This window comes from Rhizobium sp. SEMIA4064, from assembly GCF_003025035.1.
In the GTDB taxonomy this organism is placed as follows: Bacteria; Pseudomonadota; Alphaproteobacteria; order Rhizobiales; family Rhizobiaceae; genus Rhizobium; species Rhizobium paranaense.
Genome location: NZ_PYJN01000013.1, coordinates 132,428 through 144,809, shown reverse-complemented (window position 1 = coordinate 144,809; position 12,382 = coordinate 132,428). Strand labels below are relative to the sequence as shown.

General features: G+C 59.9%; 13 protein-coding genes. 2 read left to right on the top strand and 11 right to left on the bottom strand.

The window, feature by feature from the left end; translation table 11 throughout:
• Positions 1-8: 8 nt before the first annotated feature.
• The 3 genes from C9E91_RS07230 to ribH form a co-directional block, all read right to left on the bottom strand.
• Positions 9-2,147, bottom strand: a complete 2,139-nt coding sequence (locus tag C9E91_RS07230; RefSeq protein WP_107107681.1) for a sodium-translocating pyrophosphatase — start codon at positions 2,145-2,147, stop codon at positions 9-11.
• Positions 2,148-2,395: 248 nt separating this feature from the next.
• Positions 2,396-2,878, bottom strand: coding sequence for a transcription antitermination factor NusB (gene nusB / locus C9E91_RS07225; RefSeq protein WP_107107680.1), 483 nt, complete (start codon positions 2,876-2,878; stop codon positions 2,396-2,398).
• A gap of 3 nt (positions 2,879-2,881) precedes the next feature.
• Positions 2,882-3,337 carry a 6,7-dimethyl-8-ribityllumazine synthase gene (gene ribH, locus C9E91_RS07220; RefSeq protein ID WP_107107679.1) on the bottom strand — a complete coding sequence of 152 codons (456 nt, stop codon included), beginning with the start codon at positions 3,335-3,337 and terminating at the stop codon, positions 2,882-2,884.
• A gap of 198 nt (positions 3,338-3,535) precedes the next feature.
• Here ribH and C9E91_RS07215 point away from each other — a divergent pair, with 198 nt between their 5' ends.
• Both C9E91_RS07215 and C9E91_RS07210 read left to right on the top strand, forming a co-directional pair.
• Positions 3,536-4,039, top strand: a complete 504-nt coding sequence (locus C9E91_RS07215; protein WP_107107678.1) for a cupin domain-containing protein — start codon at positions 3,536-3,538, stop codon at positions 4,037-4,039.
• 4 nt (positions 4,040-4,043) lie between these two features.
• Positions 4,044-4,613: a GNAT family N-acetyltransferase gene (locus C9E91_RS07210; protein WP_107107677.1), complete on the top strand. Its 570-nt coding sequence runs from the start codon at positions 4,044-4,046 to the stop codon at positions 4,611-4,613.
• Here the strand turns inward: C9E91_RS07210 and C9E91_RS07205 are convergent.
• The 8 genes from C9E91_RS07205 to C9E91_RS07170 all read right to left on the bottom strand — a co-directional run bounded on the left by C9E91_RS07205 (position 4,597) and on the right by C9E91_RS07170 (position 12,305).
• The gene (locus C9E91_RS07205) at positions 4,597-5,436 is read right to left on the bottom strand and encodes an alpha/beta hydrolase family protein (RefSeq protein WP_146143985.1); all 840 of its coding nucleotides are present in this window, start codon (positions 5,434-5,436) and stop codon (positions 4,597-4,599) included. The genes C9E91_RS07210 and C9E91_RS07205 overlap by 17 nt on opposite strands.
• Before the next feature lie 265 nt (positions 5,437-5,701).
• Positions 5,702-6,322, bottom strand: coding sequence for a riboflavin synthase (locus tag C9E91_RS07200; protein ID WP_107107675.1), 621 nt, complete (start codon positions 6,320-6,322; stop codon positions 5,702-5,704).
• Positions 6,322-7,431, bottom strand: coding sequence for a bifunctional diaminohydroxyphosphoribosylaminopyrimidine deaminase/5-amino-6-(5-phosphoribosylamino)uracil reductase RibD (ribD, locus tag C9E91_RS07195; RefSeq protein WP_107107674.1), 1,110 nt, complete (start codon positions 7,429-7,431; stop codon positions 6,322-6,324). The genes C9E91_RS07200 and ribD overlap by 1 nt, the downstream gene beginning before the upstream one ends.
• 2 nt (positions 7,432-7,433) lie before the next feature.
• Entirely contained in the window at positions 7,434-7,910 is a 477-nt protein-coding gene (nrdR, locus tag C9E91_RS07190; RefSeq protein WP_028753312.1) for a transcriptional regulator NrdR, read from the bottom strand.
• A 9-nt stretch (positions 7,911-7,919) separates the two neighbouring features.
• A complete protein-coding gene (gene glyA, locus C9E91_RS07185; protein WP_107107673.1) occupies positions 7,920-9,218 on the bottom strand; it encodes a serine hydroxymethyltransferase in 1,299 nt (432 codons plus the stop codon).
• Positions 9,219-9,394: 176 nt separating this feature from the next.
• Positions 9,395-10,705, bottom strand: coding sequence for a L,D-transpeptidase family protein (locus C9E91_RS07180; protein ID WP_107107672.1), 1,311 nt, complete (start codon positions 10,703-10,705; stop codon positions 9,395-9,397).
• A 515-nt stretch (positions 10,706-11,220) separates the two neighbouring features.
• Entirely contained in the window at positions 11,221-11,736 is a 516-nt protein-coding gene (ldtR, locus tag C9E91_RS07175; RefSeq protein ID WP_028753315.1) for a transcriptional regulator LdtR, read from the bottom strand.
• Between the two features lie 131 nt (positions 11,737-11,867).
• On the bottom strand, positions 11,868-12,305 hold the full coding sequence (locus C9E91_RS07170; protein ID WP_107107671.1) for a DUF6163 family protein: 438 nt from the start codon (positions 12,303-12,305) through the stop codon (positions 11,868-11,870).
• Between the last annotated feature and the right edge of the window lie 77 nt (positions 12,306-12,382).

The following is a 12,382-nucleotide window of genomic DNA, read 5'->3' as shown; positions in this document are numbered from 1 at the left end:
CCTCGCCCTTATCCGGCGAGAATGGCCAGCAGCAGCAGCGCGACGATATTGGTGATCTTGATCGCCGGATTGACGGCGGGGCCGGCCGTGTCCTTGTAGGGATCGCCGACGGTATCACCCGTGACGGAAGCCTTGTGCGCCTCCGAACCCTTCAGGTGACGCACGCCGTCCTTGTCGACAAAACCGTCTTCGAAGCTCTTCTTGGCATTGTCCCAGGCACCGCCGCCCGACGTCATGGAAATGGCGACGAACAGGCCGTTGATGATGACGCCCAGCAAGGAAGCGCCGAGCGCAGCAAAGGCCGACGCTTTCGAGCCGGAGATCAGCAGCACGCCGAAATAGACGACGATCGGTGCCAGTACCGGCAGCAGCGACGGAACGATCATCTCACGAATGGCGGCCTTGGTCAGAAGGTCGACCGCGCGGCCGTAATCGGGACGCTCAGTGCCCTTCATGATACCCGGCTTTTCGCGGAACTGCTTGCGCACCTCTTCGACGATCGCACCGGCCGCGCGGCCGACGGCCGTCATGGCGATGCCGCCGAAAAGATAGGGAATCAGACCACCGAACAACAGGCCGGCGACGACGTAGGGGTTGGAGAGATCGAAGGAAATCGTGCCCACATCTTTGAAATAAGGGAATAGGTCGCCATGGGCCGCGAAATATTTCAAGTCGTTCGAATAGGCCGCGAAGAGCACCAGCGCTCCGAGGCCGGCCGAGCCGATGGCATAGCCTTTCGTCACCGCTTTGGTGGTATTGCCAACCGCATCCAGCGCATCGGTCGATTTGCGCACTTCTGGCGGAAGATGCGACATTTCGGCGATGCCGCCGGCGTTGTCGGTGACCGGACCGAAGGCGTCGAGCGCAACGATCATGCCAGCAAGGCCGAGCATGGCGGTGACCGCAATGCCGATGCCGAATAGGCCGCCGAGCTGATAGGTGGCCAGAATGCCGCCGACGATGACTATTGCTGGCAGCGCCGTCGATTCGAGTGAAACGGCGAGGCCCTGGATGACGTTGGTGCCATGGCCGGTGACCGAGGCCTGGGCGATGGAATTGACCGGGCGCTTGTTGGTGCCGGTGTAATATTCAGTGATGACGACGATCAGCGCCGTGACGATCAGACCGACGATACCGCAGGCGAACAGCTTCGCGCCGGTGACTTCGTAGCCTGCGGCGGCGCCAACCGAACCCCAGCCGACGGTCAGCGACGTGGCGACCCCGAGACCGATGATCGACAGGAGGCCCGTGGCAATCAGGCCCTTGTAAAGCGCGCCCATGATCGAGCCGTTTGCGCCGAGCTTGACGAAGAAGGTGCCGATGATCGAGGTGATGATGCAGGTGCCGCAGACGGCCAGCGGATAGATCATGGCCGAGGCGAGAGCCGGCGTGCCGGCAAAGAAGATTGCAGCCAGAACCATGGTGGCCACGACGGAGACCGCATAGGTTTCGAAGAGGTCGGCAGCCATGCCGGCGCAGTCGCCGACATTGTCGCCGACGTTATCGGCGATGGTTGCGGGATTGCGCGGATCGTCTTCGGGAATGCCTGCTTCCACCTTGCCGACGAGGTCGCCGCCGACATCCGCACCCTTGGTGAAGATACCGCCGCCGAGACGAGCGAAGATCGAAATCAGCGAAGCGCCGAAACCGAGCGCCACCAACGCATCGATGACGTCGCGCGAGCCCGGCTCATGGCCGAGAATGCCGGTCAGCACATAGAAATAGATGGAGACGCCGAGCAGAGCGAGGCCGGCGACCAGCATGCCGGTGATGGCGCCGGACTTGAAAGCGATGTCGAGACCGGCCGACAGGCTATGCGAGGAGGCCTGCGCGGTGCGGACATTGGCGCGCACGGAGACATGCATGCCGATAAAACCGGCGGCACCAGATAGAATGGCGCCGATCAGGAAACCGATGGCGGCTTCGCCCGACAGGAGCAGCCAGGCCAGGATGAAAACGATGACGCCGACAATGGCAATGGTTCTGTATTGACGCGCCAGATAGGCTTGCGCGCCTTCTCGGATATAGCCTGCAATTTCCTGCATGCGTGCGTTACCCTGATCGGCGGCAAGCACCGACCGGGTTGCCCAGACGGCGTAGATCACCGAGAGCAGTCCGCACGCGATCACTCCTAAAAGAATCGACATTTCGCTTTTTCCCTCCAAAAAAGCCGGCGGTTCACTCCCCCTCCGGCCGCCCGCGACAACGGCCGCCCCCTCCTCCAAAGGGGGTCGGCAAATGTGCAAGGCGAGATTGCGTTTGGGAAAACGTCGCGTCAAGACCGCCCGCGGGTAAAACACCCGAAGGAGGTTCAAAAGAATGTCGCTTGGTGAAATGAGGCGCGAGCGAAGGAAACGAAAATGGCCGGGATCAAGAACCGGCCTGTCATCGGACCTTATTTCTTGGCTTCGCCGCGGACCTGCTTGGCGATTCGATCGAGCACGGCATTGACGAGCTTCGGCTCATCCTCTTCAAAAAAGGCGTGAGCGATCTCGACATATTCGGTGACGATGACCGGGACCGGCACGTCCTTTCGGTCGAGAAGCTCGAAAGTGCCGGCACGCAGGATGGCGCGCACGGTGCTGTCGAGGCGCGACAATGCCCAATCATCCTGCAGGGCGGAGCCGATCAGCGGATCGAGCCGGGTCTGCTCGCGCACGACGCCGGAGACGATGGAGCGGAACCAGGATGCGTCGGCCTTCAGATAGGTCTCGCCGTCCAGCTCCTGTCCGAGACGGTGCGCCTCATATTCGGCCACCACCTCCAACACGCCAGTACCGCCGATATCCATCTGATAGAGCGCCTGAACGGCGGCAAGGCGTGCTGCGCCCCGCTGGTTCGCGGTCTTTGCCGGTCGCTCGTTATCCTGATTGCTCATGTATTATGCACCCAACTTCTCTTTCAGCGCGATCATGGTCAGCGCCGCACGGGCAGCGAAGCCGCCCTTGTCCTTGTCCGAACGGCGCGCACGCGCCCAAGCCTGCTCGTCATTCTCGACGGTGAGGATACCATTGCCGATCGCGAGGGATTCGCTGACAGCCAGATCCATCAGCGCACGCGAGGATTCATTGGCGACGATATCGAAATGATAGGTCTCGCCGCGGATAACCATTCCGAGAGCGACATAGCCGTCATAAACAACGTTACCATTGTCGCCGCCATCGAGCGCCATGGCAATCGCAGCAGGAATCTCCAGGGCGCCGGGCACGGTGACGATGTCATAGCTCGCGCCCGCCTCGTCGAGAGCGGTCTTGGCGCCGTCGAGCAGAGCATCGGCCATATCGTCATAGAAGCGAGCTTCGACGATAAGGATATGAGCATTGGAAGAGCTGGTCATACATCACCTGCGATTTGAGAGGGCGCGGCACCTTGTTAGGCCGGGTCAAACCACGGCGGGCCGCACTTGGCAAGTGTTTTTCGGATGCCTGCGCTGATTCTAACTCCGATTTGAGGAACATTGATCTGTGCCAGAAATTGTATCTTCCGCCAGCTCACTCGCTTCGCTAATAATTTGGTCCTGGCAGGGAGAAACCCGATGGCAGAGAAAACAAGACACGCTGTCAACCTTGGCGAGCTACAGCTCGATCATTGGCAGCAGGGAGATTTTTTTGCGGGCAGTGATGTCTCCTTCGGGGCTCTGCTCGGGCTGAAGGATCTCGGCATCAGCTACAATGAAGTGCCGCCTGGCAAATCCGGCTGTCCATTTCACAATCATCACGTCGAAGAAGAGCTCTTCGTCATCCTCGACGGCGAAGGCGAATATCGCATTGGGAGCGAGCGTATCCTGGTCGCGAAGGGCGATGTATTGGGGGCACCCGCCGGTGGGCATGACACCGCCCATCAGCTCATCAATATCGGCCCGGGCGTGCTGATCTATCTCGTCATCTCGACCAAGGCCCCAACAGAGATCGTCGAATATCCGGACTCCGGCAAGTTCATGGCGAAAACCAATCGGGCCGGCGAGGCGCCGCGGCGCTTCAGCTTCATCGGACGCGAAGGCGGTGCGGTGGATTATTGGGACGGTGAACCGGGAGCATAAACGGATGCGCATGAATGCAGAAATGGCAGACAAGAAGGAAGCCGCTCCCGCCATGACCATAATTCCGACATTGATGACCGAACGCCTCATCCTCCGCTCTCATCGATTGGAGGATTTCGAAGAATATACCGCCTTCTGGTCGCAGGAGGACCTTGTCCGTTATATCGGCGGCGAGACCTCGACGCGCGAACAGGCCTGGTCGCGAATGTTGCGTTATGCCGGCATGTGGCATCATCTGGGTTTCGGTTTCTTTGCTGTCGAAGAGCGTCATAGCGGCCGCTTCATCGGTGAAGTCGGCTTCCTCGACCTGCATCGCGACATGTACCCGACCACTACGGAAGGCACTTTGGAAGCTGGTTGGGGGATCACACCGGCGCTGCAGGGCAAAGGCTATGCGACGGAAGCCGTCAGCGCGGCAATCGCCTGGGCCGAAGAGACATTCCCAGGCCGACGCATGACCTGCATCATCGACCCGGAAAACGCGCCATCACAGCGCGTCGCCGAAAAGGTCGGCTTCCGCCGGATCGGCGAAGTGTTCTACAAGGACAAGCCCAACGTCATGTTCGAGCGGTAATGGCGGAAAGGTCGGTATCTGCAAGGATATCGACGGCACGGTCGAAGATTTTCTGATCGACGTGTCCCGCCCCCGGAACGATTTCCAGCTTCCAGGCAAGGGCCTGATCGAGCTCGCTGGAGATTTGTTTGCAGAGCTCGTAGTGCCACAATCCGCGAGCAAGGCGATGAGGGCCTTGCGCCATAGCCTCTTCAGTGCGGGGAAGATCGAATGCGGTGCTGTCCGCGTCCGCTTCGCCGAGCAAGATCGTCAGCCGCCGTCCGAAATATCGTCTCAGAAAGCTTTCATCCAGATCAAGGCCACCCATGCCACTGGGGTAATCGCGCTTCAGGTCCGGCAACATGTAGATGCCGCAGTTGGAAGCGATTGCTTGATCGACTGCGGTGGCTTGGTTGAGAGCGAGATATCGCAATACGAACTGCGAGCCCGCGGAATTGCCGAACATTCCAAATGTGCTGCGGCTGGAGTTCAATCCGCTTCGAACATATTGGAATAACCGATCGATAATGCCGAACGTCCAGTGCTCCCGTGCCAAGACGATTTTGCGTGGCGGCGCGAGCCTGACATTGCCGTAGTTGTAGGCATAGAAGTCGGGGAACGCATCGCTGTCAAATTCCGGCACCAAGACGATCATCCCATGCTGATCCGCTTGCTTTGCCAGCACATCCCTAAAGTCCGATGCCGCGCGATCAAGCCCATGAAGGGCAATGACAAAGCGGGGATTTGGAACCGATGTCTTTGGCCGGAAATAGAAGATCCTCATTGAGCGTCGCGAGCCTGCGGCTTGATCGGAGAACACAAAATGCCCGGAACCTTCGCCCATTTGAAAGCTGCTCATCTCTATTCCCTTGGAAATTCATAGGTCGTCTTAAAGCAACTCGCGACTATTGCTGATCAAGCGATTTTGCATCCTGTATTGGCGACCGCAGAATAGGGAATTTTGCCATTGCCGCAATGACAGTTCAGAGCGCAATCCAGCCGCTCGTAGTCTTGCGTGGTAGTCAGTAGCTTTGCAGGATAACTCCGACAAAAAAGCCGCCATCGAACTGATGGCGGCGGATAATGCGCGCGATTGAGGGCGTCTTGGATCAGCTTTCGCGCGCGACCGGGAATTCCGCCAGCCGGGCGGCGTAGCGGGCCATGGTGTCGACTTCGAAATTGACGAAGTCGCCGGCCTTGCGTTCGCCCCAGGTCGTGACCTCCAGCGTGTGGCGGATCAGGAGTACGTCGAAATCGGTGCCGTCGACGGCGTTGACCGTCAGTGACGTGCCGTCGAGCGCGATCGAGCCCTTGGGAGCGACGAATTTGGCGAGATGGGAGGGAGCACGCAGGCGAAAGCGGGTGGCGTCGCCTTCCGTCGTCACAGACAGGATCTCCGCCTTGCCGTCGACATGGCCGGAGACGATGTGGCCGCCGAGTTCATCGCCGATCTTCAGCGAGCGCTCTAGATTGATACTGCTGCCGGCCTCCCAGGTGCCGATGGTGGTCAGCCGCAAGGCTTCTTCCCAGGCCTCCACTTCGAACCAGCGGCCGTTGCTGCCGGCTTCGGGCAGGCCGGTCACCGTCAAGCAGATTCCGGAATGGGAGATCGAGGCACCCATATCGATCGTTGCCGGATCGTAATTGGTGGCGACGCGCAGCTTGATGCCTTCTTTGAGAGGGGAAACGGATTCGACCTTGCCGATATCGGTGACAATTCCGGTAAACATCAAAAACCTCTTTCAAATTCGTCGCAGCGATCATCGCCAAACTGGCTCGCGCGGATATGCCTGAAACTGGGTGGGATATTGGTCTTCGTGATCGGCGATTCAATACCGCCCTCGCCGATCGTCGCCGGCCCCTGGTACAGAAGGATGCGGTCGACGAGATCGGCGGCAAGAAAGCGCTGCGCCGTCCTTGCGCCGCCCTCGACCAGCAGAGAGGAGATGCCGCGCGTTCCCAGCGCTTCAAGCAGTTCCCCCGGTTCGCCGGAATTGGATTGCAGCACTTCGGCGCCTGCGGCATCCAGCGCGGCGCGGCGGCCCAGGAAGGCCTTGTCGGTATTCTCATCAAAGGGCGGCGGATCACCGGCGACGACCATGAGACCATACTGAGACGCCGTCTTTACAAGCTTGCTGCCGAGCGGAAGCTGAAGCTGGTCGTCGATGACGATGCGCAATGGGCTACGGCTTTCCAGCCCCGGGAGACGACAGGTCAATTCCGGATCGTCTGCCATCGCCGTGCCGATGCCGACGAGAATGGCGTCACTTTCGGCTCTGAGCACCTGTACCTGAGCGCGGGCGATATCGCCGGTGATGCGCACCTGTCCTTCGCCTGTCTTGCCAATCATCCCATCTGCCGAAACAGCAAGCTTGAGAGTCACATACGGCCGGTTTCTCGTCTGACGCGTGAGGTAGCCGGCAAGCGCGCGCTTGCCTTCCTCCTCGAGAATACCGGCATCAACCTCGATCCCCGCATCTCGCAGCAGCGCGATGCCGCGGCCGGAAACGCGTTGATCGGGATCGGTGACGCTGATGACGACGCGGGCGACGCCGTAGGCGATAAGCGCCTCGGCGCAGGGCGGCGTCTTGCCGTGGTGGGAACAGGGTTCGAGCGTGACGTAAGCCGTGGCTCCCCTCGCCGCCTCGCCGGCCTCGGCCAAAGCCTGCGGCTCGGCATGCGGCCTGCCGCTAAGCGCGGTCACGGCGCGGCCGATGACGGCACCATCCTTGACGATCAGGCACCCGACGGATGGGTTGGTTGAGGTAAGCCCCAGATGCGTGCGCGACAGACGGATCGCCGCGGCCATGAAACGCTCGTCTTCAGGCCGGAGCGCCATGGTCAGGGGTCCAGCGGATCGCGGGCGATCTTGGCGTTGATCTCGGTAATCACCTGCTCGAAATCCTCCGCATGCGAGAAATCGCGATAGACGGAAGCATAGCGCACGAAGGCGACATCATCGAGGCTCTTCAAGGCTTCGAGCACCTGCAGGCCGATCTGTTCCGAGCTGATTTCCGTCTCGCCGGAGCTTTCCAGGCGGCGGACGATGCCGGAGACGGCACGTTCGATGCGATCACGGTCGACGGGGCGTTTGCGCAGCGCGATCTCGAAGGAGCGCACCAACTTGTCCCGGTCGAACGGCACTTTGCGGCCGGTCTTCTTGATGACCATCAGCTCGCGCAGTTGCACGCGCTCGAAGGTCGTGAAGCGGCCGCCGCAATCCGGACAAATACGCCGACGGCGGATGGACGTGTTGTCCTCCGCCGGGCGTGAATCCTTGACCTGGGTATCTTCCGAACCGCAATAAGGGCAGCGCATGCGCTCTCCTTAGCCCATGTAACCATACATGGGGAAGCGGCCAGTGAGGTTGACCACCTTTTCGCGCACTGCAGCCTCGACGGCGGCATTGCCTTCGTCGGAATTGGCGACCTTCAGACCGTCAAGCACTTCGATGATCAGATTGCCGATCTCGCGGAATTCGGCTTCCTTAAAGCCGCGCGTCGTGCCGGCCGGGGTGCCGAGACGGACGCCGGAGGTGACGAAAGGCTTTTCCGGATCGAAGGGGATGCCGTTCTTGTTGCAGGTCACATAGGCGCGACCGAGAGCTGCTTCGGCGCGCTTGCCGGTCGCGTTCTTCTTGCGCAGGTCGACCAGCATCAGGTGGTTGTCCGTGCCGCCGGAGACGACGTCGACGCCACCCGCGATCAGGGTTTCGGCGAGCGCCTTGGCGTTCTTGACGATCTGCGCCGCGTAGTCCTTGAACTCCGGCTTCAGTGCTTCGCCGAATGCCACGGCCTTTGCAGCGATGACATGCATCAGCGGGCCGCCCTGCAGGCCCGGGAAGACTGCGGAATTGAGCTTTTTCGCCAGATCCTCGTCATTGGTGAGGATCATGCCGCCGCGCGGGCCGCGCAGCGACTTGTGGGTCGTGGTCGTGGCAACATGGCAATGCGGGAACGGCGACGGATGCTGGCCGCCGGCAACGAGGCCAGCGATGTGAGCCATGTCCACCATCAGGTAAGCACCGACGCTGTCGGCAATCTCGCGGAAGCGCTTCCAATCCCAGATGCGGGAATAGGCGGTGCCGCCGGCGATGATCAGCTTCGGCTTGTGCTGCTCGGCCTTGCGCTGCACTTCGTCCATGTCGAGCAGGTTGTCGCCTTCGCGCACGCCGTAGGAAACGACGTTGAACCACTTGCCGGACATGTTGACCGGCGAGCCGTGCGTCAGGTGACCACCCGAGTTGAGGTCGAGGCCCATGAAGGTGTCGCCCGGCTGCAGCAGTGCCAGGAAGACCGCCTGGTTCATCTGCGAACCGGAATTCGGCTGGACGTTGGCGAAATTAACGCCGAACAGCTTCTTGGCGCGCTCGATGGCGAGTTCTTCGGCGATATCGACGAACTGGCAGCCGCCATAGTAGCGCTTGCCCGGATATCCCTCAGCATATTTGTTCGTCATGATCGAGCCCTGCGCTTCCAATACGGCGCGGGAAACGATGTTTTCCGAGGCAATCAGTTCGATCTCATGCCGCTGACGACCTAATTCCTTGCCGATCGCGCCAAAGATTTCCGCATCGGTATCTGCGAGCGAGCGATTGAAGAAAAGTTCGGTTGAAGCATTGGTCATCGTAGGAGCTCCTGAACGGGCCGGAACGGCAATGGAGACGGTATTAGCGTCAGGGTCGCACAAGAGCAATACAATCAGCGACATTTGCTGGGCATTCTACGATGAGGACCCCAGCAAAGAAAAAAGCCGCATCAGAGGACGCGGCTTTCTATGGCTATCGTCGCTGTGGCGCCGGGTTATTGAACCGGCTGCTCCATGCCCTGCGTCGTATCGAGCGCGAGCTGGGAATTGCCGTCGAGCTGATAGATATCGTCGCGGAACTGAACGATGCCGTTGCCGGCGCCCCATGCGGAGATATAGACGAAATAGACCGGAACTTCCGTCGCCAATGTGATCGGCGTGTTGACGCGCGTGGAAATCACCTGCTCGATGTGCTGGCGCGGCCAGCCCGGCGTTTCGGCAAGCAGCCAGTTCGTCAGATCGCGCACGTTCTGCACGCGCACGCAGCCCGAGCTGTCGAAGCGCATCAGCTTGTTGAACAGGCCCTGTTCGGGGGTGTCGTGCATATATTCGTTGTTGGGGTTGTGGAAGTTGATCTTCGTGGACGCCATGGCGTTGTTCTTGCCCGGGTCCTGGCGGAACATCAAATCCGGCGCCCTGTCCGAATTCCAGTCGATCGTCTCAGGCGCAACTTCCTGGCCCTTGCCGTCGAGCAGGCGGATATTGTTCTTCGTCAGGTAGGTCGGATCCTTGCGCATCAGCGGCACGATGTCCTTGACGATGATCGAGCGCGGCGCCGTCCAGTACGGGTTGAGAATGACCTCGTAGATCTTCGAATTGATAAGGTGAGTCGGGCGTGAGATGCGGCCGACAATCGCCTCGTGACGCAGCGCCACCTGACCGTCCTCAACGGCTTCGATATAGGTCGCCGGAACATTGACCATGACGTGACGGCGGCCGAGATCGGCCGGGAACGTCTGCAGGCGAACGAGATTGGTGTTCAATTGCTGCAGGCGGACTTCGGCGGGGATATTCATTGCCTTCAGCGTGAATTCGCCGATAACGCCATCCGGCGGCAGGCCGTGGCGGGCCTGAAAGCGCTTGACGGCGCCGTCGACGTAGGAATCGAATGCCGAGGACATGCCGGCTTCCTTCGGCAGGTCGCCGGTGACCATCAAACGCTGGCGAAGCGCCTGCACGGAAGGATCGGTGACGCCAAGCTGGAGCTGTTGCTCACCGGGATTGATCTGCGGCCAGCCGCCATTGGCAGCGATGCTCTGATACTGGGCGATCGCCTGCTGGATGTTCGGTACGGAATTAGGCCCAAGGATCGGCGTGTTGGAAACAACCGCAGCGGCGGTACGCGCGGCGGCCTTCGCATCGAACTGATCGTCCCAGTTGCCGCGAGCGCGATTGTTGATCAGCGCATCAAGAGGCGTCTGGTCCTGTGCAAAGGCCGGGGCTGCCAAAGCGGCCACGCCAAAAGTTGCCGCAGACCGCAGGAAGGAGCGGCGCGAGAAGGGTTCAATTCCGGTTTTCTTCGACATATCCCACCGTTCGACGCTGCGACCAAATTCATCCGCAGCCAAGAGAGAAAGCAGTAAATTACTGCAGCTCGCGCCAAGTAACGCAGCTCTGTGTCGATCCGTTGCCCTTAACGCACCACTAAAAATTCGCTCCGGACCATCACAATATTGCGAGCCCAAAGCGCTAAGGCATGAAGATCAAGACTTGAAAAGCGCCGTTTGCCGTTCGTTTCCGCTGTCATAGCAATATGGCCAATTCGTGTCGTCCGGCATGAAACTTGCTTTGGCCTGCCGTAACGGAAGAAGTACCATTTTGCGTTGCTAAAATACCACTAAATGAAAGTGGTTCATAGCGTTTGCTGATCCGGCGTCAATGGCGCAGATGCAGCATCCACAGTGTGCACCGCAACGTCGCGGCGGGGGCGTGGCAAAAAGCGCACAATTGTAAGCCGGTAAAAAGTTCAAGCCAGACACGCAGGGAAACGTGTCCGGCTTGCTTTTACTGGAGGGTCAAGCGGCAACTCCGCCGCGGTGATTCACAGACGGTACAAAATCTGGTCGTTCCAGAAACGGTCGAGGCGCTGCAGGAGCTTGTTCATCTGGGTGAACTCGTCGGTGCCGATGCCGCCGACCTTGTCGATGGAGGCGATGTGGCGCTCGTAGAGTTTGGCGACGGTTTCGGCGATGTCCTGGCCGGTTTCCGTCAAGCTGATGCGGACCGAGCGGCGGTCGATGCGCGAGCGTTGATGGTTGATGAAGCCGAGGTCGACCAGCTTCTTGACGTTATAGGAAACGTTGGAGCCGAGGTAGAAACCGCGAGAGCGCAGTTCGCCGGCAGTCAGCTCGGAATTGCCGATGTTGAAGAGGAGCAGTGCCTGGACGGCGTTGACGTCGTCGCGGCCTTGGCGGTCGAATTCGTCCTTGATAACATCGAGGAGACGGCGGTGGAGGCGCTCCACCAGGTGGAGCGATTCCATATACAGACCACGGATATCTTCGATCTGCTGGTCCCGAGCATTCGCAACTGCCTGCGGCTTGATTTTCGTGTTCATCATGACTTGGCCTCACTGTTTTGTTTGGCGGTGTCGTTTTCTTCCCGCCTTGAGTGAGACCCTATCGAATACACATAAAATTCTACTTAAACTGCAGGCTTAACAGCACCTTACCAGGAACTCTTGGTGTCTCAGGGTAAATCAACCATTACCTGTTGCTCGCGCCGGCGCTTCTCCAGCCACAGCAAAATACGGAAAATACAGTAGAGCACGGCGACGCCTGCGTGCAGGATTACGATCAATGGATTGGAGCCGAAAATCTGTGGCCAGAGGCCATACATCAGCGCTTGGCTGCCGGCCGCCAGCACCCAGATCACCGGCCCCCAGGAGACCGTCAGCCACAGGCCGAGGGCCGCGACGGGGAAGACCACGGCAAGGCCTGCGCCTGCCACCTTCCAGGGCAGATTGAGGAGATCGAAACGTGCCTGGCCGGCCAGCGAATAGCCGACCAGCATCGACCAATACTGCAGGCCAAGCCAGAAACAGGCGATCGCAATCAGCCGCAGGAACAAGACGAACAGGATATCCGTCAGCGTGCTCTTGGGTATGGTCGGAGAATCGGGTTCCATGCGCGAACAATAAGTAGAAGGCCAAGGGCTCGCCAGCGCTATAATGGCTGCGGCCTTTCGCCGGGTTTTGTTTCCTG